The sequence below is a fragment of the Frigoribacterium sp. NPDC087798 genome, assembly GCF_044742985.1.
Classification (GTDB): Bacteria; Actinomycetota; Actinomycetes; order Actinomycetales; family Microbacteriaceae; genus Frigoribacterium.
Map to the genome: position 1 here is coordinate 229,082 of NZ_JBIUVP010000001.1, position 24,685 is coordinate 253,766.

General features: G+C 70.5%; 22 protein-coding genes. All 22 read right to left on the bottom strand.

Going from position 1 to position 24,685, the window contains the following annotated elements:
- Positions 1 to 10: 10 nt before the first annotated feature.
- The 22 genes from ACIOSR_RS01120 to ACIOSR_RS01225 all read right to left on the bottom strand — a co-directional run bounded on the left by ACIOSR_RS01120 (position 11) and on the right by ACIOSR_RS01225 (position 24,677).
- Positions 11 to 2,086, bottom strand: coding sequence for a primosomal protein N' (locus ACIOSR_RS01120; protein ID WP_402751642.1), 2,076 nt, complete (start codon positions 2,084 to 2,086; stop codon positions 11 to 13).
- Positions 2,087 to 2,088: 2 nt separating this feature from the next.
- Complete coding sequence (gene metK / locus ACIOSR_RS01125) at positions 2,089 to 3,321, bottom strand: methionine adenosyltransferase (protein WP_402751643.1); 1,233 nt, start codon at positions 3,319 to 3,321, stop codon at positions 2,089 to 2,091.
- A 120-nt stretch (positions 3,322 to 3,441) separates the two neighbouring features.
- Positions 3,442 to 3,708, bottom strand: a complete 267-nt coding sequence (gene rpoZ, locus ACIOSR_RS01130; protein WP_056045308.1) for a DNA-directed RNA polymerase subunit omega — start codon at positions 3,706 to 3,708, stop codon at positions 3,442 to 3,444.
- A 77-nt stretch (positions 3,709 to 3,785) separates the two neighbouring features.
- Positions 3,786 to 4,700, bottom strand: coding sequence for a guanylate kinase (gene gmk, locus ACIOSR_RS01135; protein ID WP_056045311.1), 915 nt, complete (start codon positions 4,698 to 4,700; stop codon positions 3,786 to 3,788).
- Positions 4,688 to 5,542, bottom strand: a complete 855-nt coding sequence (pyrF, locus tag ACIOSR_RS01140) for an orotidine-5'-phosphate decarboxylase (protein WP_056045314.1) — start codon at positions 5,540 to 5,542, stop codon at positions 4,688 to 4,690. Before pyrF ends, gmk begins: the two co-directional genes overlap by 13 nt.
- The gene (gene carB, locus ACIOSR_RS01145; protein ID WP_402751644.1) at positions 5,539 to 8,814 is read right to left on the bottom strand and encodes a carbamoyl-phosphate synthase large subunit; all 3,276 of its coding nucleotides are present in this window, start codon (positions 8,812 to 8,814) and stop codon (positions 5,539 to 5,541) included. The genes pyrF and carB overlap by 4 nt, the downstream gene beginning before the upstream one ends.
- Positions 8,814 to 9,998 carry a glutamine-hydrolyzing carbamoyl-phosphate synthase small subunit gene (gene carA / locus ACIOSR_RS01150; protein ID WP_123570094.1) on the bottom strand — a complete coding sequence of 395 codons (1,185 nt, stop codon included), beginning with the start codon at positions 9,996 to 9,998 and terminating at the stop codon, positions 8,814 to 8,816. Before carA ends, carB begins: the two co-directional genes overlap by 1 nt.
- Positions 9,991 to 10,512 carry a hypothetical protein gene (locus tag ACIOSR_RS01155; RefSeq protein ID WP_056045324.1) on the bottom strand — a complete coding sequence of 174 codons (522 nt, stop codon included), beginning with the start codon at positions 10,510 to 10,512 and terminating at the stop codon, positions 9,991 to 9,993. The genes carA and ACIOSR_RS01155 overlap by 8 nt, the downstream gene beginning before the upstream one ends.
- A complete protein-coding gene (locus ACIOSR_RS01160; RefSeq protein WP_402751645.1) occupies positions 10,509 to 11,879 on the bottom strand; it encodes a dihydroorotase in 1,371 nt (456 codons plus the stop codon). The genes ACIOSR_RS01155 and ACIOSR_RS01160 overlap by 4 nt, the downstream gene beginning before the upstream one ends.
- On the bottom strand, positions 11,876 to 12,832 hold the full coding sequence (locus ACIOSR_RS01165; RefSeq protein WP_402751646.1) for an aspartate carbamoyltransferase catalytic subunit: 957 nt from the start codon (positions 12,830 to 12,832) through the stop codon (positions 11,876 to 11,878). The genes ACIOSR_RS01160 and ACIOSR_RS01165 overlap by 4 nt, the downstream gene beginning before the upstream one ends.
- Positions 12,829 to 13,422, bottom strand: coding sequence for a bifunctional pyr operon transcriptional regulator/uracil phosphoribosyltransferase PyrR (gene pyrR, locus ACIOSR_RS01170; RefSeq protein ID WP_123570098.1), 594 nt, complete (start codon positions 13,420 to 13,422; stop codon positions 12,829 to 12,831). The genes ACIOSR_RS01165 and pyrR overlap by 4 nt, the downstream gene beginning before the upstream one ends.
- A 121-nt stretch (positions 13,423 to 13,543) precedes the next feature.
- Positions 13,544 to 13,954, bottom strand: a complete 411-nt coding sequence (gene nusB / locus ACIOSR_RS01175) for a transcription antitermination factor NusB (protein ID WP_043592748.1) — start codon at positions 13,952 to 13,954, stop codon at positions 13,544 to 13,546.
- 3 nt (positions 13,955 to 13,957) lie between these two features.
- Positions 13,958 to 14,521, bottom strand: coding sequence for an elongation factor P (gene efp / locus ACIOSR_RS01180; RefSeq protein WP_043592746.1), 564 nt, complete (start codon positions 14,519 to 14,521; stop codon positions 13,958 to 13,960).
- An 85-nt stretch (positions 14,522 to 14,606) separates the two neighbouring features.
- Positions 14,607 to 15,695, bottom strand: a complete 1,089-nt coding sequence (aroB, locus tag ACIOSR_RS01185; protein ID WP_056045338.1) for a 3-dehydroquinate synthase — start codon at positions 15,693 to 15,695, stop codon at positions 14,607 to 14,609.
- Entirely contained in the window at positions 15,692 to 16,171 is a 480-nt protein-coding gene (locus ACIOSR_RS01190; protein ID WP_402752191.1) for a shikimate kinase, read from the bottom strand. The genes aroB and ACIOSR_RS01190 overlap by 4 nt, the downstream gene beginning before the upstream one ends.
- Positions 16,172 to 16,203: 32 nt before the next feature.
- Positions 16,204 to 17,409, bottom strand: a complete 1,206-nt coding sequence (gene aroC / locus ACIOSR_RS01195) for a chorismate synthase (protein ID WP_123570099.1) — start codon at positions 17,407 to 17,409, stop codon at positions 16,204 to 16,206.
- 100 nt (positions 17,410 to 17,509) lie between these two features.
- The gene (mltG, locus tag ACIOSR_RS01200) at positions 17,510 to 18,853 is read right to left on the bottom strand and encodes an endolytic transglycosylase MltG (protein WP_402751647.1); all 1,344 of its coding nucleotides are present in this window, start codon (positions 18,851 to 18,853) and stop codon (positions 17,510 to 17,512) included.
- Between the two features lie 3 nt (positions 18,854 to 18,856).
- A complete protein-coding gene (gene ruvX / locus ACIOSR_RS01205) occupies positions 18,857 to 19,366 on the bottom strand; it encodes a Holliday junction resolvase RuvX (RefSeq protein WP_402751648.1) in 510 nt (169 codons plus the stop codon).
- 8 nt (positions 19,367 to 19,374) lie between these two features.
- Positions 19,375 to 22,047, bottom strand: a complete 2,673-nt coding sequence (gene alaS / locus ACIOSR_RS01210) for an alanine--tRNA ligase (protein ID WP_402751649.1) — start codon at positions 22,045 to 22,047, stop codon at positions 19,375 to 19,377.
- Between the two features lie 56 nt (positions 22,048 to 22,103).
- Positions 22,104 to 22,295 (bottom strand): hypothetical protein, encoded by a 192-nt coding sequence (locus tag ACIOSR_RS01215; RefSeq protein ID WP_056045353.1) that lies wholly within the window; start codon positions 22,293 to 22,295, stop codon positions 22,104 to 22,106.
- A 123-nt stretch (positions 22,296 to 22,418) separates the two neighbouring features.
- The gene (rpsD, locus tag ACIOSR_RS01220) at positions 22,419 to 23,048 is read right to left on the bottom strand and encodes a 30S ribosomal protein S4 (RefSeq protein ID WP_043592736.1); all 630 of its coding nucleotides are present in this window, start codon (positions 23,046 to 23,048) and stop codon (positions 22,419 to 22,421) included.
- 219 nt (positions 23,049 to 23,267) lie between these two features.
- Positions 23,268 to 24,677 (bottom strand): replication-associated recombination protein A, encoded by a 1,410-nt coding sequence (locus tag ACIOSR_RS01225; RefSeq protein WP_123570102.1) that lies wholly within the window; start codon positions 24,675 to 24,677, stop codon positions 23,268 to 23,270.
- Between the last annotated feature and the right edge of the window lie 8 nt (positions 24,678 to 24,685).

Below are 24,685 nucleotides of genomic sequence, written 5' to 3' on the forward strand. Positions count from 1 at the left end.
TCCTGGCGGGTCAGTCGGCGAACGGCTCGACGTCGTCGAACCGCACTCTGAGTGTAGGGACGGCCCGCGCACGCTTCTGACCGAGCGCCTTGCGTCGGTCCGTGGCCGCCCGGATGACCTGGGAGCGGAGGGCCAGCGCCACGTCGTGACCGCGCGAGTAGTCGAAGCGGACGATGGCGCGGACGCCGGCGGACTCGACGTCCACCGGGCCGAGGGTCTCGGCACGGACTTCGTCGGGAAGGTCGTCGAGCGCACGCGCGACGGTGTCGACCGTGCCGGTCACGGTCACCACTCGGACGGCCGGGGGGAAGCGCAGGACGCGACGGTCGGCGAGCTCTGAGGAGACGAAGCGGGCGAGCTCCCACGTCGCGAGGGCGGAGGCGATGGCGCCACCCACCCCGACCAGCACGACCGGGGCGCGACGTGCGGCCAGGGCCGTGGCGTTGGCCCACCAGCGGAGGCAGTCCTCCGCCACGCGGAGGCTCTCTCGGGCGAGCATGCGCTCACCGTCGAGCAGCAGCACGGCTCGGTAGCCGCCGGGGGCGATCGGCTCGGCCCCGCGGGTCGCGACGACGATCGCCGGGTCGGCGTCGACGTGGGTCAGGGCCCTCGCGCCGTCCGAGACGATGACGCGCACCCCGGGGAACGCCTTGCCGAGTTCGTCGGCCGTCCGCGACGCGCCGGTGCCGACGGCCCGCATGCGCGTTCCCTCGCAGGTGCGGCAGTGCCACGAGACGGCCAGGGCGCCACACCAGGCGCAGGCCGGGGTCACCCCTCGCTCGCGTTGCTGGAGGGGGCCGTTGCAGCGCAGGCAGCGTGCCGTGTCGCCACAGTCGACGCAGGCCAGGCGTGGCGAGTAGCCGGGCGAGGCCACCTGGATCAGGACCGGTCCGTGCTCGACCGCGGCCCGCGCCTCGGCGTAGGCCGAGGAGGGGATGCGGGCCTGCGCGGCGAATCCGTCCGTGGCGGCCTGACGGACGGTCGGCACGACCCGGGGCTGGTAGCGCGGATCGGGACGCACCTCGGCCAGGAAGCCGATCTCGACCAGGCGCTGCACGTCGGTGCTGCGGGAGTGGCCGAGGAACACCAGGGCGCTGTCTTGTTGGGCCTGCCGGAGCAGCGCGGTGTCGCGGGCGTGCACGTACGGGGCGAGCGGCTCGCCGAAGGACGGGTCACCGTCGTCGAACACCACGACGACCCCGAGCCTGGCCGAGGGGGCGAGCAGGACGGACCGGTTGCCGACGACGACCACGGGCTCGTCGCCTCGGGCACGGAGGAGCGCTCGGTAGCGGTCGGCGTTCGACTGTCGGGAGTCGAGCCGGACGACGCGGTCGGGCGGGAGGACGGCGGCGAGGGCCTGGAGGACGTGCTCTTCGTCGCGGTAGTCGGGGACGGCGACCACGGCGTTGTCGCCCGCGCCGACGGCGACCGCAGCGAGCTGGGCGGCCGTGAGGGCCCAGTGACCCACCCATGCCCCGTCGGGCAGTTCGACCAGCAGCGGAACGGCGTCGACCGCCGCGCGACCGCGGGCCGCAACGAGCCCGGCGAGGTCGGTCGACCGATAGCCGACGACGACCGGGACGGGTTCGGGGTGGGCGTCGGCGTCGTGGTCGGGAGTCGAGGATGTCACGGGAGCCACGGTCGGGGCAGTGGGGCCGGTGGGGCCGGAGGCCGGTGAGGACGAGTTGTCGGCGGCGGCCAGGTGGGCCTTCTCGACCCGGACCTGACGCGGTGGGATCGCGAGCCGCACGACGTCGCTGGCCGATCCGCCGGCCCGGTCGGCCACGGCGCGCGCGAGGCGCCACACCTCGGGTGCCAGGACCGACACGGTCGACACGACGTCCTCGATCTCGGACAGGTCGCCGCCGTGCTCGGACGACGACGCGACCTCGACGACGAAGCCGTCGGTGATGCGCCCGGCGGAGCGGAGCGGAACCTTGACGCGGATGCCCGGGGCGATCTGGTCGCGCAGCCGCTCGGGCACGGCGTAGTCGAACAACCGGTCGAGTTGCGGCAGCGGCGATTCGACCATCACCCGGACGACGCGCGGCACCCTGTCGACGGGGACGTCGGCGACCGCCGCCACGGTCAGAGCCCGGCGGCGGCCCGGAGGGCGTCGACGCGGTCGAGCGCCTCCCAGGTGAAGTCGGGCAGGTCGCGACCGAAGTGGCCGTAGGTCGACGTCGCCGCGTAGATCGGCCTCAGCAGGTCGAGGTCGCGGATGATCGCCGCCGGGCGGAGGTCGAACACGCTCTCGATGGCGGCCGTGATGACGTCGTCGCCGACGTGCCCGGTGCCGAAGGTCTCGACGTAGAGGCCGACGGGTGCGGCCCGCCCGATCGCGTAGGCCACCTGGAGTTCGAGCCGGTCGGCGAGGCCCGCGGCGACGGCGTTCTTGGCCACCCACCGCATGGCGTACGCGGCGGACCGGTCGACCTTCGAGGGGTCCTTGCCCGAGAACGCGCCCCCACCGTGACGGCTCGCCCCGCCGTAGGTGTCGACGATGATCTTGCGGCCGGTGAGTCCGGCGTCGCCCTGCGGGCCGCCGATCTCGAACCTGCCGGTCGGGTTGATGATGAACCGGGTGTCCGTGGACGAGAACCCTGCCTCGTCGAGGACGGGGCGGATGACGTGCTCGATGACGTCGGACTCGAGCTGAGCGCTCGAGACCGCAGGCGAGTGTTGGGTCGACAGGACGACGGTGTCGACGGTCGTGGGCACGACCCCGTCGTAGCCGACCGTCACCTGCGTCTTGCCGTCGGGCCGGAGGTAGTCGAGGGTGCCCGACTTGCGCACGGCCGCCAGTCGCTCGGCGAGCCGGTGGGCCAGCCACACGGGGAGCGGCATGAACTGGGGGGTCTCGTTGGTGGCGTAGCCGAACATGATGCCCTGGTCGCCGGCACCCTGGCGGTTGAGCAGGTCGTCGTCGCCGCCACGCGCCTCGAGGGCGGTGTCGACGCCCTGGGCGATGTCGGGCGACTGGGACCCGATCGACACCTCGACGCCGCAGGTACGGCCGTCGAAGCTCACGGCCGACGAGTCGTAGCCGATGCCCACGATGAGGTCGCGCACGATCGTGGGGATGTCGACGTAGCCCTTGGTGGTGACCTCGCCGGCCACGTGCACGAGTCCCGTGGTGACCATGGTCTCGACCGCGACCCGGCTGGCGGGGTCGACAGCCAGCAGCGCGTCGAGGATGCCGTCCGAGATCTGGTCGCAGATCTTGTCGGGGTGGCCCTCGGTGACCGACTCGGAGGTGAAGAGTCGAAGGGAGGTCGATGCCGTCGTGGCGGGGGCGGTCGTCGTGTCGGTCGGGGTCACGGTGTTCCTCTGGGTGTCGTTCTGGGTGGGGACGCGATGAGGCCCCGCGGGATGGACTCCCGGGGGCCTCGTCAGATGATAGGACCGACCACCGTCAGAGGGGCTGGTCGTGCCGCCCCGCTACTCGGAGGGGACGGCGAGCGGCTTCACCTCGAGCTTGTCCTCGTTGATCTCGTGCATCGCGACCGACAGGGGCTTGTCGTCGATGGAGCTGTCGACCAGGGGGCCGACGTTGTCGAACAGGCTGCCCTCGTGCAGGTCGGCGTAGTAGTCGTTGATCTGACGCGCGCGCTTGGAGGCGAAGATGACGAGTGCGTACTTCGACTCGACCTTCGACAGCAGCTCGTCGATGGGGGGATCGATGATGCCCTGGTTCTTGTCGGCCATTGGTTGCTCCTCGTGTCGATGGGGGACGGTGCCGGCTCCGCTCGGGACGAGCGTGGGCACCAAGATGGGGGCGCGGGTCACGCGCGCGTGCGGCCCGGTTCGGGCGCAGTCATCAATTCTACGACCTCTCGGGCCGCTTCGGCCACGTCGTGGTTCACGACACGCGCGTCGAACTCGTCCTGGGCGGCCAGTTCGACCTTCGCGGTCTCGAGTCGGCGTTGCTGTTCGGCGGCGTCCTCGGTACCCCGACCGATGAGTCGACGGACGAGTTCGTCCCAGGTCGGGGGCAGCAGGAACACGAGCACGGCCTCGGGCATCGCGGCCCGGACGAGTCGAGCCCCCTGCAGGTCGATCTCGAGCAGCACGCTGCGCCCCTCGTTCAACGCGGCGTCCAACGGAGGGCGGGGCGTGCCGTAGCGGTACGAGTTGTGCACCGTGGCGTACTCGAGCAGTTCGCGGTCGCGGATCATGCGGTCGAACTCCGCGTCGTCCACGAAGTAGTAGTGGACCCCGTCGACCTCGCCGGGTCGCGGGGCACGGGTCGTCGCCGACACGCTGAGGTGCACGTCGGGGTAGTTCTCGCGGATGTAGGTCGAGACCGTGCCCTTGCCCACGGCCGTGGGGCCCGCCAGGACGACCAGCCGGGACCGGAGGCGCCCCTTCGACTCGCGGACGGCCAGCCAGTCGCCGAGGATGCGGCGTTGCCTCACCCCGAGGCCACCGACCCGCTTCGACTCGGCGATGCCGAGCTCGGTCATGATGCGGGCGACGCGGGTCGGACCGATGCCCGGGATGCTGGTGAGGAGTTCGCGGACCCTGAGCGACCCCTCGGGGCTCGTGGGTTCACCGGCCCAGGCGGACTCGGCGACGTCGAGGGCGCTGCGAGTCCGGGAGGCGACGGCGTTCTTGACGGCGGCGCGACCGCGACGCGCGGCCACGGCGGCTCGGGCCGCCGCGGCACGGTCGACGGGAGGCGGGGTCAGACGAGGCACGAACGCACCTCGTCGGCATCACGACGGACCGCGTCGGCGAACCCTTCCGGACCCGCCGAGAGCAGGGCTCGGGAGGCGGAGACCAGCACGGCACCGGCCGCGGGGCCGAAGAGCCGCGGCAGGTCGGCATAGGTCGCGCCCTGGTGGCCGAACCCCGGGGCGAGCACCGGCGTCGTCGTCAGTCGGGCGGCGTCGATGCCGTAGTCGTCGAGGTCGACGGTCGCGCCGAGCACGAGGCCGACGCTGCCGAACGGAGCGTCGCCCGCCGTCTGGTTGTCATGGAGCACGTCGTCGACGATACCGCTCGCGACGGTGCCCTCCGCGCCGTGGTCGTCCGTCCGGACGGCCGTCTGGGTGGCGAGGGCCTCGACGTTGGACGTCGCGGCCAGCACGAAGACGCCGGCGCCGACGGCCCGTGCCCGGGTGACCAGTCCGGTCATGGAGTCGAAGCCGAGATAGGGCGAGACCGTCAGCGCGTCGACCCGCAGCGGTGACGACGCGTCGAACCAGGCCTCGCCGTAGGCGTCCATCGTCGAGCCGATGTCGCCCCGCTTCGCGTCGCCGATCTGCACCAGGCCCCGCTCGCGACCGGCCTCGAGGACGTCTTCGAGGGCTGCGAACCCCGCGGAGCCCCACCGTTCGAAGAACGCGACCTGCGGTTTCACGATCGTCGCCGAGCCGACCAGACCGTCGAGGACGCGCAGGCCGAACTCACGGACACCCGAGGCGTCGGACGGCAGGCCCCACTGGTCGAGGAGGTAGGGATGGGGATCGATGCCGACGCAGAGCGGACCGGTCGCGGCGAAGGCCGCCGCGAGCCGGTCGCCGAACGACGAGCTCACCGTCGGGCCGCCCGGGCGAGGCCGTAGTCCTGCAGGCTCGTCACCTCGAGGTCGCTCTGGACGGCCTCGATCGAGGCGACGGCCGCACCGAGTTGGGCGATGGTCGTGAAGAGCGCCTTGTCGGCTGCGACCGTCGCCGCACGGATCTCGTAGCCGTCGGCCCGGGCGCTCGAGCCGCTCGGGGTGTTGATCACGATGTCGACCTCGTCGGCGTTGATCAGGTCGACGACCGAGTGGCCTCCGGCGCTGAACTTGTCGACGGTGTCGGCGTGGATGCCGTTGCGGACGAGGACGGTGGCCGTCCCCTCGGTCGCCAGGATGCGGAAGCCGAGCTGCTGGAGGCGCAGCACCGGCAACACGATGGCCCGCTTGTCGCGATCGGCGACGCTGACGAAGACGGTGCCCGAGGTGGGGAGGCCGCCGTACGCCGCCGTCTGGCTCTTCGCGAACGCCCGGGGGAAGTCGCGGTCGATGCCCATGACCTCGCCCGTGGAACGCATCTCGGGGCTGAGGACGCTGTCGACGACCTGGCCCTCCTTCGTGCGGAACCGCTTGAAGGGGAGCACGGCTTCCTTCACCGAGATCGGCGAGTCGAGGGGGACGTCCGAGCCGTCCTGCTCCGGCAGCAGGCCGGTCTCCACGAGGTCGCGCACGCTGTGGCCGACCATGATGAGCGAGGCCGCCTTGGCCAACGGGATGCCGAGGGCCTTCGAGACGAAGGGCACCGTGCGGCTCGCCCGGGGGTTGGCCTCGATGACGTAGAGCACGCCGGCCGCGATCGCGAACTGCACGTTGAGCAGGCCGGACACGCCGATGCCCTTCGCGATGGCGAGGGTCGCGTCGCGGACGCGGTCGATCTCGCCCTTCCCGAGCGTGACGGGCGGAAGGGTGCAGCTCGAGTCGCCGGAGTGGATGCCGGCCTCCTCGATGTGCTCCATGATGCCGCCGACGTAGAGCTCGGTGCCGTCGTAGAGCGCGTCGACGTCGATCTCGACGGCGTCGTCCAGGAACCGGTCGACCAGCAGGGGTGCCTCCGGTCCGATGATGGCCTGGTCGGCGACCCGTTCGAAGTAGTCGGCGAGCGAGGGGCTGTCGTAGACGATCTCCATGCCGCGGCCACCGAGCACGTACGACGGACGCACCAGCACCGGGTAGCCGATCTCTTCGGCGACGGCGACGGCGCTGTCGTAGTCGGTCGCCGTGCCGTTGCGGGGCGCGAGCAGGCCGGCGGCGTCGAGGATGCCCTGGAAGAGGCCTCGTTCTTCTGCCGAGTCGATCGCGTCGGGCGTCGTGCCGAGGATGGGCACGCCCGCGGCCTCGAGGCCCTTCGACAGGCCGAGGGCCGTCTGGCCGCCGAGCTGCACGACGACGCCGACGAGCTCGCCGCTGGCGCTCTCGGCGTGGACCACCTCGAGGACGTCCTCGAGGGTGAGCGGCTCGAAGTACAACCGGTCGCTCGTGTCGTAGTCGGTCGAGACCGTCTCGGGGTTGCAGTTGATCATGATCGTCTCGAACCCGGCGTCGCTCAGGGCGAAGCTCGCGTGGACGCACGAGTAGTCGAACTCGACGCCCTGCCCGATGCGGTTCGGCCCGGAGCCGAGGATGATCACCTTGCGGCGATCGCTGGCCACCACCTCGGTCTCGGCGTCGTAGCTCGAGTAGTGGTACGGCGTCAGCGCGGGGAACTCCCCCGCGCAGGTGTCGACGGTCTTGAAGACGGGACGCACGTCGAGGGCGTGCCGGTGATCGCGGACCTGCTGCTCGGAGAGACCGCGCAACTGGCCGATCTGGTCGTCGCTGAAGCCGTGGTCCTTCGCGAGCACGAGCACGTCCGCGTCGAGTACGGCCGCCGCGGCGACCTGCTCGGCGACCTCGTTGATCAACACGACCTGGTCGATGAACCAGGGGTCGATCTTCGTGGCGTCGAAGACCTGCTCGGCGGTGGCGCCGGCCCGCAGGGCCTGCTGCACGGTGACGATGCGGCCGTCCGTGGGCGTCGACGACAACGCGAGCAGCGCCTCCTCGTCTCCGGGCTCGCCCTGCCAGTGGAAGCTCGAGCCACGCTTCTCGAGCGACCGGAGCGACTTCTGCAGCGCCTGCGCGAAGTTGCGGCCGAGGGCCATGGCCTCGCCCACGCTCTTCATCGTCGTGGTCAGCGTCGTGTCGGCCGCCGGGAACTTCTCGAAGGCGAACCTCGGCACCTTGACGACGACGTAGTCGAGCGTCGGCTCGAAGGAGGCGGGGGTCACCTTCGTGATGTCGTTCGGGATCTCGTCGAGACGGTACCCGAGGGCGAGCTTCGCCGCGATCTTGGCGATCGGGAAGCCGGTCGCCTTCGACGCCAGGGCGCTCGAGCGCGACACGCGGGGGTTCATCTCGATGACGATGACGCGGCCGTCCGCGGGGTCCACCGCGAACTGGATGTTGCAGCCGCCCGTGTCGACGCCCACGCGACGGATGATGTCGATGCTGATGTCGCGCAGGTTCTGGTACTCGCGGTCGGTGAGGGTGAGCGCCGGGGCGACGGTGATCGAGTCGCCGGTGTGGACGCCGACGGGGTCGACGTTCTCGATCGAGCAGACCACGACCGTGTTGTCGGCCGTGTCCCGCATCATCTCGAGCTCGTACTCCTTCCAGCCGAGGATGCTCTCCTCGAGGAGCACCTCGGTGGTCGGGCTCTGGTGCAGGCCGTCCGTGACCATGCGGACGAGCTCGTCACGGGTGTAGGCGAAGCCCGATCCGAGCCCGCCCATGGTGAACGAGGGCCGGATGACCAGCGGGTACCCGAGGTCTTCGGCGTACTCGACGGCCTGGTCGACCGTCGTGGCGATGTACGACTTGGCGACGTCGGCACCGGACTCCAGCACGAGCTTCTTGAAGAGCTGGCGGTCCTCGCCCTTCTGGATGGCCTCGACCTTGGCGCCGATCAACTCGACGCCGTGCTTGGCGAGGATGCCTTCTTCGTCGAGGGCGATGGCGGCGTTCAGGGCCGTCTGCCCGCCGAGGGTGGGCAGGATCGCGTCGGGGCGCTCCTTCACGATGATCGCCTCGAGCACCTCGGACGTGATGGGCTCGATGTACGTCGCGTCGGCGAAGTCGGGGTCGGTCATGATCGTGGCCGGGTTCGGGTTGACGAGGATGACCCGGACCCCTTCTTCACGCAGCACGCGGCACGCCTGGGTGCCCGAGTAGTCGAACTCGGCCGCCTGGCCGATGACGATCGGCCCGGAGCCGATCACGAGGACGGAGTTGATGTCGTCACGCTTGGGCATCAGTTGCTGCTTTCGATGTCGGAGCCGAAGTCGACGGCCTGGCCGTTCGTGCGGGCGACGACCGCCTCGCGGAAGCGGTCGAAGAGGTGGTTGCTGTCGTGGGGGCCCGCGGCGGCCTCGGGGTGGTACTGCACCGAGAACGCGGGGATGTCGAGGGCACGGAGGCCCTCGACGACCTGGTCGTTCAGGCTGTAGTGGCTGACCTCGACCCGGCCGAAGCCGGCCGGGGAGTCGAGGACGCCGTCGATGGGTGCGTCGACCGCGAAGCCGTGGTTCTGGCTGGTGATCTCGACCTTGTTCGTCGTCTTGTCGAGCACGGGTTGGTTGATGCCACGGTGGCCGAAGGGCAGCTTGTACGTGCCGAATCCCAGGGCCCGGCCGAACAGCTGGTTGCCGAAGCAGATGCCGAAGTAGGGCAGCCCGTCCCGCAGGGCACCCTGCAGCAGTTCGACCTGGGAGTCGCTCGCCGCCGGGTCGCCCGGGCCGTTCGAGTAGAAGAGCGCGTCGGGGGCGAGGGCACGGAGCTCGTCCAGGGTCGTGGACTGCGGCAGCACGTGCACCTCGAAGCCGCGCTGCGCCAGGTAGCGGAGCGTCGAGGTCTTCACGCCCAGGTCGAGCACCGCGACGGAGCCGATGCGGTCGCCCTCGGCGTGCAGGACGTACGGCTCGACCGTCGACACCTGGCTCGAGAGGTTGAGGCCGCGCATGTCGGCCCCGGCGGTGACGAGGGACAGCTGCTCGTCGGGGTCGAGCTCCGCGTCGGGACCGCTGAAGACCCCGCCCTTCATCGAGCCGACCTCGCGCAGACGGCGCGTGACGGCGCGGGTGTCGATGCCGCGGATGCCGACGATGCCGTCGGCGACGAGCTGGTCGTCGAGGCTGCCCTGCGCCCGGTGGTTCGAGACCACCCGGCTCGCGTCCCGCACGACGTACCCGGCGACCCAGATGCGGCGTGACTCGGGGTCGGTGTCGTTCACGCCCGTGTTGCCGATGTGCGGTGCCGTCATGACGACGATCTGCCCGGCGTACGACGGGTCGGTGAGGGTCTCCTGGTAGCCGGTCATGCCGGTCGCGAAGACGACCTCGCCGAGGGTGCGTCCGACGGCGCCGTAGGCACGACCCGTGTAGCGGGTGCCGTCGGCGAGGACCAGCACGGCCCTCTCGGTGGTGGAGGCGTCAGTCAATGGTCTTCTCCTTGGTGGTGCCGGCCCCGGGGGCCGTGGGGACGAGGGGGCGGATCGCGGCGACGACGGGTGCCGGGTCGTCGGTGATGCGCAGGTAGGTGTCGAGGTCGACGTCGCCGAGGCGCCAGCCGACGAGGACGAGGCCGTCCCGCTCGACGACGCGGTCGATGGTCCAGGTCGCACGGTCGACCCCCCGCAACGAGGAGGCGCGGATCAGCACGGCCGGTTCGCCCGCGATCTCGAGGCGCACGCCCTCGGCGTGGACGGACACGATCGCCCGACCGCGGAACCCGAGGCCGTGCACGACGACGCGGTCGAGCGGGTCACCGCCCCGTGACGTGGCGACGTAGAGGGCGTCGACGGCGAGGACGGGGGCCGAGAGGTCGTCGGGCGCCCGGTCGGGGGCGGGGATGTCGGACTGACGCCGCCCCCTGGCGCGCCAGGAGCGGGCCATCAGACCGATCAGCAGTCCGACGCCGACGAGGATGAGCGCGGCGATGATCCACTGGCTCATCGGGCGGGCGTCCCGTCGGAGGCGGCGAGGGCGGCGGCGCTGTCGACGAGTCGAGCCGCGTGGGCGACGACCTCGCTCTCGACGACGTGCCCGTCGACCACCGTCGCGTAGCCCTGGTGGAAGGTCGCCCGCACCTGTCCCGGCAGGAAGCGACCGAGGTAGGGCGAGTTGCGGCTCTTGCCCGCGAGGTGCTCGGTCGAGAACGTGCGGGTCACCCCACGATCGTAGAGCGTGAGCTCGGCGGGCTCGCCCACGGCGAGGGGACGGCCGTGGCCGGCGACCTGCCCGATCTCGGCCGGGGCGATCGACATCACGCGGGCGACGTCGGCCCAGCCGACGAGCCCCGTGTCGACCATCGCGTGGTGGACGACCGACAGGGCCGACTCGAGGCCGACCATGCCGTTCGCGGCGGCGTCCCACTCGCAGCACTTGGCCTCGGACGTGTGCGGGGCGTGGTCGGTGGCCACGATGTCGATCGTGCCGTCGGCCAGGGCGGCACGCAACGCCTCGACGTCTTCGGAGCGACGCAGCGGCGGATTGACCTTGAACCGTGAGTCGTAACCCGACACGAGGTCCTCCGTCAGCAGGAGGTGGTGCGGCGTCACCTCGGCCGTGACCTCGATGCCGCGCGACTTGGCCCAGCGGATGACCTCGACGCTGCCCGCCGTCGACACGTGGCAGACGTGCAGTCGGGCGCCGACGTGGTCGGCGAGCAGGACGTCGCGGGCGATGATGGCCTCTTCGGCGACCGCGGGCCAGCCTCCCAGGCCCAGTTCGGCCGACAGCGCGCCCTCGTTCATCTGGGCGCCCTCCGTGAGCCTCGGCTCCTGGGCGTGCTGGGCGAGGACTCCCCCGAACCCCTTGATGTACTCGAGGGCCCGACGCATCAGCAACGGGTCGGCGACGCAGGAACCGTCGTCGGAGAAGACCCGGACGGCGGCCCGCGAGCGGGCCATGGCACCGATCTCGGAGAGGTGGGTCCCCTTCAGCCCCTGGCTCACGGCACCGATCGGGCGGACGGTCACGAAGCCGGCCCGCTCCCCCAGCGCCTGCACCTGTTCGACGACCCCCGCGGTGTCGGCCACGGGTGACGAGTTCGCCATGGCGTTGACCGCGGTGTACCCGCCGGCGGCCGCTGCGCGTGATCCGGTCAGGACGGTCTCGCTGCCCTCGCCCCCCGGCTCGCGCAGGTGGGTGTGGAGGTCGACGAGGCCGGGGAGCAGGAGCAGGCCGTCGGCGTCGGTGACCGTCGCACCGGCGGCGGTCAGGCCGGTGCCGAGTTCGGCGACGACGCCGTCACGGACGACGACGTCGGTGCGGGTGCCGTCGACGGTCTCGGCGCCCCGGATGAGGTGGGTGGTGGTCACGATGCGTCCTCCCGGTCGCCGGCGAGGGTGAGGTAGAGCACGGCCATGCGGACGGCCACGCCGTTCGCGACCTGCTCACGGACGGTGGACCGCGGCGAGTCGGCGGCCTCGTCGCTGATCTCGAGGCCGCGGTTCATCGGGCCGGGGTGCATGACGAGCGTGGACTCGGGCAGAGCCCGGAACCGCATCGCACCCAGCCCCCAGGACCGGGCGTACTCGCGGGGATTGGGGAAGAACGCGTCGTTCATGCGCTCCTGTTGGATGCGCAGCATCATGACGACGTCCGGTCGCACCTCGGCCAGGGCCTCGTCGAGGTCGTAGCGGACGGAGACGCCGAAGCGGCTGACGTCCACCGGGATCAGCGTGGGAGGCGCGACCACCGTGACGTGCGCCCCGAGCGTCCGCAGCAACCACGCGTTGGAGCGGGCCACCCGCGAGTGCAGGATGTCACCGACGATCATCACCTCGACGCCGTCGAGGTCGCGCCCCCGGCTCGCCGAGCCGTGGACGCGCCGGCGGATCGTGAACGCGTCGAGCAGGGCCTGCGTGGGGTGTTCGTGGGTGCCGTCGCCGGCGTTGACGATGCCGGCGTCCACCCAGCCGCTGTCGGCCAGCACACGAGGTGCGCCGCTCGACGGGTGGCGGATCACGATGCCGTCGGCCCCCATGGCGGCGAGGGTCTGGGCCGTGTCCTTCAGGGACTCGCCCTTGGAGACGCTCGACCCCTTGGCGGCGAAGTTGATGACGTCCGCACTGAGCCGCTTGGCGGCGGCCTCGAACGAGATGCGCGTGCGGGTGCTGTCCTCGTAGAACAGGTTGACGACCGTGATGCCGCGGAGCGTCGGCAGCTTGCGCACCTCGCGGGTGGCCACGTCCGCCATGTCCTCCGCGACGTCGAGGACGCGGATCGAGTCGTCGCGCGAGAGGTCGGCGGTACTGAGCAGATGCCTCATCGGTTCGCCCCCGGGGTGGTGACCGGCGCGGAGGCGGCCCCCGCGCCTCCTGCGGTCGTGGCGTCGTCGATGGCGACGAGTTCGTCGTCGTCGACGCCGTGCAGTCGCACGAAGATGCGCTCGACGGTCGAGGTCGGCAGGTTCTTGCCCACGAAGTCGGCACGGATGGGCAGTTCTCGGTGGCCTCGGTCGACGAGGACCGCGAGGCGAACGGCCCGGGGTCGGCCGATCGAGCTCAGGGCGTCCAACGCGGCACGGATGGTACGCCCCGAGTAGAGGACGTCGTCGACGAGGACGACGGTCTTCCCGTCGATGCCGCCGGAGGGCACCGAGGTGGGTCGGGGCGACCGGGTGGGCTGGCGCCGGAGGTCGTCCCGGTACATCGTCACGTCGACCGACCCCACGGGAACGGTGCTGCCCGAGATGGACGAGAGGATCGCGGCGAGCCGGTCGGCGAGCACGACCCCCCGCGTCGGGATGCCCAGGACGACCAGGTCGTCGGCACCTTTGTTCGACTCGAGGATCTCGTGCGAGATGCGCGTGAGGGCACGCGCGATGTCAGCCTGACTCAGCACGGTACGGGTGCTCAATCGGACCTCCTTCCCCGCCTCTCGGGACGGAATTTAAAGGATGTCGGTGTGGGTCGCTCAACCCTAGCGGTTCGTCGGACGCCCGACGAGCCGGCCGGCGACGACGGCGGCCGGTCGGCGGTCAGTCCGCGGTCGCGATCCGACCGAGCAGTCCGTTGACGAACGAGGCGGAGTCGTCGGTGCTGAGGGTCTGGGCCAGTTCGACGGCCTCGCTGATCGCCACGGCGTCGGGGATCTCGTCGTTGTGACGCAGCTCCCAGATGCCGATCCGGATGATGCCGCGGTCGAGGGTGGGCATGCGCGCGAGGGTCCAGCCCTGCGAGTACGTCTCGATCAGTTCGTCGATCTCGTCGCGGTGGTCGATGACGCCCTGCACGATGTCGCGCGCATAACCCCAGCTCGAACCCCGCTCGGGCTGGTCGAGGGCCCGCTGGGTCTCGGCGACGAGTGCGTCGGTCATGCTGATCTGACGGATGTCGGCGACGTACAGGACGTCGAGGGCGCGCTTGCGCGCCTTGGTGCGTGCGCTCACCGACTAGTCGTTGACGCGGCCGAGGTAGCCGCCGTCGCGGGTGTCGACCTTGACCTTGGTGCCGGTCTCGAGGAACAGCGGCACCTGGATCTCGTAGCCGGTCTCGACGGTGGCGGGCTTCGTCCCGCCGGTCGAGCGGTCGCCCTGGAGGCCGGGCTCGGTGTACGTGACCTCGAGGATGACCGAGGCGGGCAACTCGATGTACAGCGGGTCGCCGTCGTGCAGGGCCATCTGCACGTTCTGGTTCTCGAGCATGAAGTTCTTCGCGTCGCCGACGATCGTGGCGGGCACGTTGATCTGGTCGTAGTCGCTCGTGTCCATGAACACGTAGCCGTCGGCCTCGGCGTAGAGGTACGTGTACTCGCGACGGTCCACGTTGGCGAAATCGATCTTGGTGCCGGCGTTGAACGTCTTGTCGACGACCTTGCCCGACATCACGTTCTTCATCTTGGTACGGACGAACGCGCCACCCTTGCCCGGCTTGACGTGCTGGAACTCGATGACGTTCCAGAGTTGACCGTCGAGGTTGAGGACGGCACCGTTCTTGATGTCGTTGGTAGTCGCCATGCGCGGATGATCCGTTCGGGGTGGTGGGAGGTCGGCCGGAATCGGCCATCGTCGAGTGTAGCGGACGCCCCGAAGGGCCGAAGGGCTACGAACCGATCTCTTGGTACGCCGCGAAGAGCAGGCTCTGGTCGGGCCCCTGCAGCACGGTGGGCCGACCGATCTCGTCCAGGACGATGAAGCGCAACAGGCCCGCGCGCGCCTTCTTGTCCCGTTGCATGGTGGCGAGCAGGGTGTTCCAGCGCCCGAGCGGATACGACACGGGAAGGGTCAGCGACTCGAGGATGCGGCGATGACGGTCGACCGCCTCGTCGGACAGTCGGCCGGTCAGGCGGGCGAGCTCTGCGGCGAACACCATGCCCACCGACACCGCGGCCCCGTGGCGCCACTGGTAACGCTCGGCGTGCTCGACGGCGTGGCCGAGGGTGTGGCCGTAGTTCAGGATCTCGCGCAGGCCCTGCTCGGTGAGGTCTTCGCCCACGACGCGGGCCTTCAACCCGATCGCCAGTTCGACCACCCGCCGGAACTCCGGCGTGGTCGGGTCGGTCGCCCGGTCGACGTCCGCCTCGACGATGTCGAGGATCTCGGGTTCGGCGATGAACCCGACCTTCACGACCTCGGCGAAGCCGGCGAGGATCTCGTTCTTCGAGAGCGTGTCGAGGTGGTCGAGGTCGGCCAGCACCGCCACCGGCGGGTGGAAGACACCGACGAGGTTCTTGCCTTCGGCCGTGTTCACTCCGGTCTTGCCACCGACGCTCGCGTCGACGAGCCCCAGCACGCTGGTCGGCATCTGGACCAGCGGGACGCCTCGGAGCCAGGTGCCGGCGACGAAGCCCGCCAGGTCGGTGATCGCCCCGCCGCCGAGACCGATGACGGCGTCGGTGCGGGTGAAGTCGGCCTGGCCCAGCACCTGCCAGCAGAAGGCGGCGACCTCGACGCGCTTGGCGTCCTCGGCGTCGGGCACCTCGGCGATGAGGGCCTCGTAGCCGGCCGCCACGAGCGCGTCGCGGACCTCTCCGGCCTTGCGGCCCAAGGTGGGGGCGTGGACGATCAGCACCTTCTTGGTCTGCGGGTGCAGGACCGCCGGCAGGTGGCCGGTGAGGCCCCGACCGATCAGGACGTCGTACGGGGCGTCTCCCCCGACGTGGATGGTGGTGGTGTCGGTCGCGTCGGTCATGCGGTGCCTCTCTCGGAGTCGAGCCAGGTCTCGATGTCGTCGACGACGGTCGAGACGGGTCGGTTAGACGTGTCGAACACGGCGGACGCCAGTGCCCGGTAGACCGGATCGCGCTCGGCGGCGATGGCTCGCCAGGCCTCGATCCCGCCCCTCTGCAGCAGCGGCCGGGTGCTCCCGGCCAGCCTCGACTCGACGGCCTCCGCCGTCACGGTCAGCAGGACGACGGGCAACCCGGACAAGGAGGCGCGCGTGCGTTCGTCGAGGACGGCTCCCCCGCCCAGCGATACCACCCCGTCGACGGTCAGGGCCTCGACCACGGCCTCGTGTTCGAGTGCCCGGAAGTGGGCCTCGCCGTGACGGTCGAACAGGTCGGCGATGGGCCCGTGCCGGCGGACGACGAGACGGTCGCTGTCGACGAACGGGACGCCGAGACGACGGGAGAGCTTCTTGCCGATGCTCGTCTTGCCCGCCCCCATGGGCCCGATCAGGACGACCGGCCGCGCGACCGTCACTCGGCGGCGGACGCCGGCTGAGTCCGCAGGTTCTCGGGGATGGCGTCGAGGTAGCCCCGCAGGTTGCGCGCCGTCTCCCCCAGCGAGTCGCCGCCGAACTTCTCCAGGATCGAGTTCGCGAGGACGAGGGCGACCATCGACTCGGCGACGACGCCGGCGGCCGGGACCGCGCAGACGTCCGATCGCTGGTGGTGCGCCTTGCTCTCTTCGCCGCTCGTGACGTCGACGGTGGCCAGCGCCCGGGGCACGGTCGCGATGGGCTTCATGCCGGCACGCACGCGGAGGACCGTGCCGGTGCTCATGCCCCCCTCGGTGCCGCCGGCTCGGTCGGTGTCACGCGAGATGACCCCTCCCGTGCGGTGGAGCTCGTCGTGGGCGACGGAACCGCGCCTCCGGGTGGTCTCGAAGCCGTCGCCGACCTCGACTCCCTTGATCGCCTGGATGCCCATCAACGCGGCGGCCAGCTGCGAGTCGAGACGGCGGTCCCACTGGACGTGCGAACCGAGCCCGGGCGGCACCCCGTAGGCGAGCACCTCGACGACGCCGCCCAGGGTGTCGCCGTCTTTCTTGGCGGCCTCGACCTCGTCGACCATGAGGGCGCTGGTCGCCTGGTCGAAGCAGCGCAACGGGTCGTCGTCGAGACGGTCCACGTCCGTCGGGACGGGCACCGGGCTGCCGTCGGGCACGCGCACGGGCCCGATCGACAGGGTGTGGCTGACGAGCTCGATGCCGAGCTCGGCGAGGAACGACCGGGCGACGGCTCCGAGCGCGACGCGCGCTGCCGTCTCGCGTGCGCTCGCCCGCTCGAGGATGGGTCGGGCCTCGTCGAAGTCGTACTTCTGCATGCCGACGAGGTCGGCGTGGCCGGGACGGGGTCGGGTGAGGGGCGCGCTCCGCCCCCGGGAGGCCTCACTCACCTCGACGGGCTCGGGGTTCATCACCTCGACCCACTTCGGCCATTCGGTGTTGCCGATCCGCAGGGCCACGGGGCTGCCCATCGTCAGACCGTGACGGACGCCGCCCGAGATGTTGAGTTCGTCCTGCTCGAACTTCATGCGGGAACCGCGGCCGTAGCCCAGTTTGCGTCGGGCGAGGTCGGCACGGATCGCGTCGAGCGACACCGGCACGCCGGCCGGCAGCCCTTCGAGGACGGCGACGAGCTCGGGCCCGTGAGATTCTCCAGCGGTCAACCAACGAAGCATGGTGTCGATCTTCCCACAGAGAGAGGGACCGACCGACCGTGTGACGGTCGATCGGCCCCTCGGGACCGGTGGGTCGGCCCAGAGGTCGACCGTGGGTCGGTCACTGGTACTCGGGGTGCTCCCGCATCCAGGCCTGCCACTGCTTGACCGCGGCCTGGTGCTCCGCGAAGGTGGTCGAGAACGCCGTCTCGCCCGAGTCGAGATCGACCGTGACGAAGTAGAGCCACGTCCCGTCGGCCGGCTTGAGGGCGGCGTTCAGGGCGAGGTCACCGGGGTTCGAGATCGGCCCCACCGGCAGGCCCTCGTGGACGTAGGTGTTGTAGGCGTTGTCCGCGTCGCCGCGCTCTTCGTCGGTCGTCGTGACCCGGTGGGTGTTGCCGGTGCCGTAGGCCACCGTCGCGTCGGACTGGAGGAGCATGCCCTGGTCGAGACGGTTCTGGAAGACCCGCGCGACCTTCGGGTAGTCGTCGGCCAGACCGGCCTCTTTCTGGACGAGCGACGCGAAGACGATGGTCTTCTGGTAGTCGGCGGGCTGGGCGCCGGCGGACTGCAGGTGCTGGGTCATGGTCGTCACCATGTCCTGCAGGTAGTCGTGGGCGGTCTTGCCCGGGTCGAGTTCGTAGGTCGCCGGGAAGAGCCATCCCTCGAGGCTCGTGGCCTCGGCGGGCAGCCCGAACGTCGTGTAGTCCGCAGCGGCGGCCTGGACGTCGGCGATGGGGATCGACGTCGCGGTGGCCAGGAGTTCGTAGACGTCCGCCGCCACGGTTCCCTCGGGGATGACGACCTTGTTGGTGATGCGGTTGGCACTGTCCTGCAACGCATCGAGGGCCGACTGGGCGCTCATCTGCTGCTGCAAGGTGTACGTCCCCGGTTGGAAGGTCATCGACGGGTTGGACAGGAGGAGCGAGTAGGCCGACTCGTAGCTCTGCGTGACGCCCGCGTCCGCGAGGTTCTGCGCGATGTCGGAGCCGACCTGACCCGAGACGATGGCGAACTCGACGGGCGTGCCGTTCCCGCTGCCGGCGTAGTCGGCCGGTTCGTCGTCACCCGTGAACTTGGCGATCAGGGGCTGCACCTGCCCCCATGCGGCGGCGACGCCGGCGGTTCCGCCGGCCAGGACGAGCACGAGGATGGACGCGAGGACGATCGGGCCCTTCTTGGAACGCCGTTCACGCGGTTCGCGCGTCATGCGTCCGCGGGGGCGGTCACCCCCACCGTCGGAGGGGGGAACGACGCCGGGTTCGGTCTGTCGCTCGCGCTCACGCTGTTCGCGGCGGGACAGGGCGGGGGCGTCGACGTGGGTGGTGCGGCGGAGGGGTGCACCGTCGGCGTCGCCCGATCGACCGTCACCCGGATCACCCCGTCGTCGTCCGGAGGTGTCGGCAGGGCGGTCGTTCTGGGGTTGGGACGCGAAGATGTCGTCCCAGTCGGGTTCGTCGGCCACGAATCACTGTCTCTCGTCGGTGGCGGGTGCGGCACCGTCGCCGCTCGCCTCTCGGGTCACGTCGACCATCCGCCCGGGCGGTCGACCGCTCGAGCGTTCGAGGTCGAGCGCGTGCTGGACGATGATAACAGCGGCCACTTGGTCGATGACGGACCGCTGGCTCGTGCCCTTCCGGCCCGAGGCCCGGAGGGCGCCCTGGGCGCTCACGGTCGACAGGCGCTCGTCGACGAGGCGCACGGGCACGGCCACGGCCCGGGCGACGGCCGCGGCGAAGTCCCGGGCGTCCTGGGTGGAGGCCGTGTCGCGACCCGAGAGGGCGATGGGCAGCCCGACGATCACCTCGAGCGCGTCGAGTCCGACGACCAGGTCGCGGACGGCACCGATGTCGGCCACGCCGTCGGCCGAACGCGCCAGCGTCTCGACCGGGGTGGCGAGCAGACCGTCGGGATCGGTGCGGGCGACACCGACCCGGGCCTTGCCCACGTCGATGCCGATCCGGACTCCGCGCCGCACGAGCGTCCTCAGGACCCGAGCTCGGCGACGATGCCGGCCAGCGCGGTGGGGATGGCCGAGACGTCGGATCCGCCGCCCTGGGCGAGGTCGTCCTTGCCGCCGCCCCCGCCACCGAGAGCCGCGGCGGCGCCCTTGGCGAGACGGCCGGCCTTGACGCCGGCCTGACGCGCGCCGTCCGTGGTGGCCACGATCACGGCGGGCTTGCCCGCGACGTCGGCTGCCAGGGCGACGACCGAGGCGCTGGACGCGCCCAGGCGTTCGCGGACCGACAGGGCGAGCGACCGCAGGTCGTCGGTCGAACCGAGCGACCCGACCGATTCGGCGACGACCGTGAGGTCGCCGATCCGACTCGCCGTCTCGGCCAGCGCCGGGACGCGGGTGGCGAGGCGGGCGGACTCGAACTCGGCGATCTTCTTCTCTGCCGTCCGGAGGCTCGTGACCAGGTCGCCGATGCGGTCGGCCAGCTGATCACGCGGAGTCTTGAGCGACGAGGTCAGTTGGGACACGAGAGCCCGCTCGGCGGCGAAGTCACGGAATGCGTCCATGCCGACGAGGGACTCGACGCGGCGGTTGGTCGACCCCACCGAGCTCTCGCTGACGAGGTTGATGAGGCCGACCTGCGAGCTGGTCGAGACGTGGGTGCCCGCGCAGAGCTCGCGCGACCAGGGACCACCGATGTCGACCATGCGGACCGTCTCGCCGTACTTCTCACCGAACAGCGCCATGGCGCCCAGCGCGCGGGCGTCGTCGAGGGGCATCTCGCGGGTGACGACCTGCAGGTCGTCGCGGATGGCGTTGTTCGCGATCTCTTCGATCTCGGAGCGTGTCTGCGGGCTCAGCGCCTGGTTCCAGTTGAAGTCGAGCCGCATGTATCCGGCCTTGTTGTACGACCCCGCCTGGTGCGCCTCCGGGCCGAGCACCTCCCGGAGGGCGGCGTGGATCAGGTGCGTCGCCGAATGCGCCTGCGTCGCGCCGCGCCGGTAGGCCGGGTCGACCACGCTGGTCGCCGTGTCGCCGACCCCCACCTCGCCGGACGTCACCTGGACGCGGTGGCTGATCAGCCCCTTGACGGGCTTCTGCACGTCGAGGACCTCGAGGTCGAAGCCCACGCCGACGATGCGGCCCGAGTCGGCTTCTTGACCGCCGGACTCGGCGTACAGGGAGGTCTCGGCGAGGATCACCTCGGCGATGTCACCCGCCACGGCCCGGTCGACGTCGGCCCCGTCGACGATCAGGCCCAGCACGCGCGTCTCGGTGTCGAGCTCGTCGTAGCCGGTGAAGACCGTCTCGCCCTGGGCCCTGAACGCGCTGTAGACGCTCAGGTCGGCCAGGGCCACCTTCCGGGACTTGGCATCGGCCTTCGCCCGGGCACGCTGCTCGGACATGAGTCGGTCGAATGCCTCGCGATCGACCGTCAGACCGCTCTCTTCCGCGATCTCGAGCGTCAGGTCGATGGGGAACCCGAAGGTGTCGTGCAGGAGGAACGCCGTGTCGCCCTGCAGCTGCGGGGTCGTGCCCGCCGAGGCACGCTGCTTCGTGTCGTCGACGGCGATGTCGAGGATGTTCGTCCCGGCGGCCAGGGTGCGGAGGAAGGTCTCCTCCTCGGCGTAGGCCAGGCGCGAGATGCGCTCGTAGTCGGTCTCGACCTCGGGGTAGGCGGCCTTCATCGCGTCGCGGGACTCGGGGAAGAGCGAGGGGAACGTGGGGCCGTCGACGCCGAGCAAGCGCATCGACCGGACCGTGCGGCGCAGGAGGCGGCGGAGGATGTAACCCCGACCCTCGTTGGACGGGCGGACCCCGTCGGACATCAACATGAGCGAACTGCGGACGTGGTCGGCGATGACCCGCATCCGCACGTCGTCGTCGTGGACGGCTCCGTATCGCCGTCCCGACAGCTCGGCGGCCTTGTCGAGGACGGGGCGCACCTGGTCGATCTCGTACATGTTGTCGACGCCCTGCTTGAGGAACGCCACGCGCTCGAGACCCATGCCGGTGTCGATGTTCTTGTTGGGCAGCTCGCGGACGATGTCGAAGTCGACCTTCGAGCGCACGTTCTCGATCTGGTACTGCATGAACACGAGGTTCCAGATCTCGACGTAACGGTCGTCGTCCGTCGCCGGGCCACCGTCGGCACCGTGGGCGGGACCACGGTCGAAGAAGATCTCCGAGCACGGACCTGCGGGCCCCGGCTGGCCGGTGTGCCAGTAGTTGGAGTCCTTGCCGAGTCGCTGGATGCGCTCGTCGGGCAGACCGGCGACCTTCTTCCAGAGGGCGATGGCCTCGTCGTCCTCTTCGTACACCGTCACCCAGAGGTCGTCGGGCGAGAACGCGAGTCCTCCGTCGGCCTCGCTCGAGGTCAGGAGCTCCCAGGCGTAACCGATCGCCTCTTCCTTGAAGTAGTCGCCGAACGAGAAGTTGCCGTTCATCTGGAAGAACGTGCCGTGCCGCGGCGTCTTGCCGACCTCTTCGATGTCGTTGGTGCGGATGCACTTCTGGACGCTGGTGGCACGCGGGTACGGCGTCGGGACGAGCCCCGTGAGGTACGGGATGAACGGGACCATGCCCGCGACCGTGAAGAGCAGGCTGGGATCGTCGCTGACCAGGGACGCGGACGGGACGACGGTGTGGCCCCGATCGCCGAAGTAGTCGAGCCAACGGCGGCGGATTTCGGCGGTCTGCATGGTTCTCCCGAGGGTGGGTTGGTCGTGTGTCAGGACGAGGAGGCGCGGCGGCGCACTCAGGACTCGTCGCGGTCGGAACGCAGTTCGGCTTCGCGGGCCTTGTAACCGTCGACCACGGCGGCACGGAACGACTTCACGTTGCCGTCGAGGTCGCCGAAGAACTGCTGACCCCGAGATGTCTTGTTGAACTGGTGGGCGACGGCGAAGCCGCCGACGACACCGACGGCGAGCAGGAACAGGCTCTTCACGGGGACTCCTCTTGGGGCTGGTGCCGCGACGTGCGAGCGCGACGACTCGACAGCTTACCCGGCCCCGGGAACGCGAAAGGAGCGGGCCACGACCGTGGCCCGCTCCTGACGGGGTGACGAGTTCTAGCGCGCGGCGTAGTACTCGACGACGAGCTGGACCTCGCAGGTCACCGGGACCTCGACGCGCTTCGGGCGACGCACGAGGCGGGCCTGCAGCTTGTCGATCTCGACCTCGAGGTAACCGGGCACCTTGGGCAGCAGGTCGACGTGACCGCCGGCCGCGGCGACCTGGAAGGGCTCGGTCTTCTCGCTGCGCTCCTTGACGTGGATCATCTGACCCGGCTTGACGCGGAACGACGGGCGGTCGACGAGCTTGCCGTCCACCAGGATGTGGCGGTGGACGACCATCTGACGGGCCTGGGCCGTCGTGCGGGCGAAGCCGGCACGGAGGACGAGGGCGTCGAGACGGGTCTCGAGGAGCTCGACCAGGTTCTCACCGGTCAGGCCCGAAGCCTTGCGGGCCTCGTTGAAGACGATCTTGAGCTGGGCCTCGCGGATGCCGTACTGGGCGCGCAGGCGCTGCTTCTCACGCAGACGGACGGCGTAGTCGCTGTCGGTCTTGCGCTTGGTGCGGCCGTGCTCGCCGGGAGCGTAGGGGCGCTTCTCGAGGTAACGAGCAGCCTTCGGGGTCAGGGCGATGCCGAGGGCACGCGAGAGACGGGTCTTGCTGCGGGTACGTGACTTGGTGGACACTTGTTCCTTTTTCTTGTCGATGGTTCGTCAGGGACCGCCCCAGCGCGCGAGCGCCGGGCGGCGTAACAAGAGGGGTGAGTGCCGCGGTGGCGACCGGCTACAGGTCGTCGCACCTTGATCGGGTCGTCGTCAGCAGCCGCGCGTCGACGCCCGAGAACAGGCAACCCCCCGAGCATACAGGAGCCCGGGCGCCGATGCGAGCAGCCAGCGATCGTGGCGTCAGTGCCCCCGGGTGATCCGGCGCAGCTTCTCGAGACGGGCCGCCACGTCGCGTTCGTTGCCGTTGGCGGTGGGATCGTAGTACTCGTGGCCGACGAGTTCGTCGGGGAGGTACTGCTGCTCGACCACCCCGAACTCGGAGTCGTGGGCGTAGCGGTAGCCCTTCCCGTGGCCGAGGCGTCGGGCCCCGGGGTAATGGGCGTCGCGCAGGTGCTTGGGCACGCGGCCCGCCTTGCCGGCCCGGACGTCCGCGATCGCGGCGTCGAGGGCGGAGTAGGACCGGTTCGACTTGGGTGCGGTCGCCAGGTAGACGACGGCCTCGGCCATCGGGATGCGTCCCTCGGGCATGCCGATCATCTGCACGGCGGTCGCGGCCGAGACCGCGACGGTGAGTGCGTTCGGATCGGCCATGCCGATGTCCTCACCGGCCGACACGATGATCCGACGGCAGATGAAGCGGGGGTCCTCACCCGCCTCGATCATGCGGGCGAGGTAATGGAGCGACGCGTCGACGTCGGACCCCCGGATGGACTTGATGAAGGCGCTGATGACGTCGTAGTGCTCGTCGCCGTTGCGGTCGTACCGCAGCAACGCCCGGTCGACCGACTGGGCGACGATCTCCGACGTGATCGTCGGACGGTCGTCGTCGGGATCGTTCTCGTCGTACTCGGCGTCGGGGTCGAAGTCGGCGTCGGACGCGTCGTCGGCCGAGGCCGTCGGCACCGCGTCGGCCTCGAGCTTCGTGGCCCACGCCGACTGGGCGGACGCCTCGAGGGCCGTGAGCGCACGTCGGGCGTCACCGGAGGCCAGTCGGACGATGGTGGCCAGGGCTTCGTCGTCGAGGCGCACGGATCCGTCGAGACCGCGGGGGTCGCCGACCGCCCGCTGAACCAACTGGGCCAGGTCGTCGTCGCTGAGCTGTTCGAGCGTCAGCAGGAGCGAACGGGACAGCAGAGGCGTGATGACCGAGAAGGACGGGTTCTCGGTGGTGGCGGCGATGAGGATGACCCAGCCGTTCTCGACGCCGGGCAGCAGTGCGTCCTGCTGCGCCTTGGTGAAGCGATGGATCTCGTCGAGGAAGAGCACGGTCGTCGTGCCGTAGAGGTCACGGTTCGACAGGGCCTTCTCCATCACCTGTCGGACGTCCTTGACTCCCGCGGTCACGGCTGACAGCTCGATGAACTGACGGCCGGAGCTGCGGGCGATGGCCTGGGCGAGGGTGGTCTTCCCCGTACCCGGCGGACCCCAGAGGATGACGGAGACGGCCCCCTGGTCGGCACCCGTGTCGGACGCCAGGGTGACCAGAGGCGAGCCAGGCCGCAAGAGGTGCCGTTGACCGGCGACCTCGTCGAGGGTGGTGGGACGCATGCGGACCGCGAGAGGGGTCGAGCTCTGCGGGAGCGGGCTCATGGTGACCC